Genomic DNA, 1,492 nt, shown 5'->3' with positions numbered 1-1,492 from the left:
TGAACTGTGACCTATAAAGTGGACAGTTTAAAAAAGCACCTAGTAATTTACGCGGTTAATAGATGGCTCCGGTATTGTACCGGAGTCATTTTATTTAGCGTCCATTGATAACGATAGTTATTGTATTGCTCCATATATTCTGTGATCAGTTTCTTTAATTCTTCAAACGTTTGGCACTTGGAATACTCAACTTCATCCTTGAGGTGGCCAAAGAAGGACTCCATGGGTGCGTTATCCCAACAATTTCCCTTACGAGACATAGACTGGGTCAGTTTCAGTTCCTTCACTCTCTTTTGAAATTCAGGGTGCGTGTAATGAAAGCCTTGGTCTGAATGGATAATCGCTTGGGGGTGAATAAGGTCCCCAAGTGAATCAGAGAGCTTGTCCAACGTATCATTGACGATATCCATCTTTAATGTTCTCGATAAGTTAAATGCCACTATTTCTCGTGTGGAGGCATCCTTCACGCAGGATAAATAAGCTGGACGTCCGGCACCATAAAAAACATAGGTGATATCGGTAAGCAGCACCTTTCCGGGTTCATCCTGGTCAAATTCCCTATTCAGTAAGTTAGGGTGTGTCTTATGCTCCTGGTTCGCCTTCGCCATTTTTCTGTATGGATTGATCTGCCTGATTTTCGCAACTAAATGGAACTTCTTCATCAGCCGGCGAATTTTCTTGTGATTCATCACGACAAAATAATCTTTCTCTAAAATCATCTTAAGGACAAGGGCACCAGCTTTTCCATTTTTCACATCAAATATCCTCTTGATTAGCTCATAATCCTTCCAGTCGTTTTCATCCCTCTTAACCCTTTCGTTTTCAGCCTTGATCCAGGCATAGTAGCCACTTCTGCTTACACCCGCCATTTTACAAAGGTAGGTCACCATATGAGACAGGGAGAATCTGCGAATGGTTTGTTCAATAAGCATAAACTTCTCCGATGTCGTTACCGTTTCTTCTTCGCCGCCTGCCTTTCGAGTTCGTCTAACTTTTTTAAGAATTCAAGCTCCGCTTCCAGGTACTTAATACGCGCCTCAGCCTTTTTTAAGTTGGCTTCTACTGAAAGGGGTGTGGACGAAGGTCGTCCGGTGCTTGCCTTTCCTCTCCGTTCCGTAGTAAAGCCTTCCTCCCCAAACTCTTTAAAAGTCTTTCTCCATCGTCTCAGGCATTCTTTGGGTTTCGTAGAGCCAATAACTTTCAAGTCAAAATCATGTTCAATAAAGATTTGAGTTGGGCTCTTCCCATTCAAATTTTCCTTTACCGCCTTCAACTTGAAATCTGATGTATAGGAAATGGAACGTTCTGATACGTGATCGACATTAGGATTTTTCTCCAAGAGTTTCATCTGAATGTCATTGAAAATAAGTTTACTCATTTTGTTTCCCCCGATATGATCTCTGAAATGATTATAATCGGGTTTCTGTCATATGCATACAAAAAACCCGAATAAGAGACTTTTTTAAGTGTCCATTATTCGGGTCATAGTTCA

Annotated in this window: 1 protein-coding gene; it reads right to left on the bottom strand. The window is 41.3% G+C overall.

The window, feature by feature from the left end:
• Nucleotides 1-47 precede the first annotated feature (47 nt).
• A protein-coding gene (locus tag D0463_RS18970; RefSeq protein WP_117308911.1) for an IS3 family transposase occupies nt 48-1,378 on the bottom strand; the annotation gives its coding sequence in 2 pieces (ribosomal slippage) (nt 48-1,006 and nt 1,006-1,378; 1,332 coding nt in all).
• Nucleotides 1,379-1,492: the final 114 nt, after the last annotated feature.

Source organism: Bacillus sp. V59.32b, from assembly GCF_003429085.1.
GTDB lineage: Bacteria > Bacillota > Bacilli > Bacillales > DSM-1321 > Peribacillus.
The sequence above is the reverse complement of the archived record's forward strand: the minus strand, read 5'-3'. Positions and strand labels throughout refer to the sequence as shown.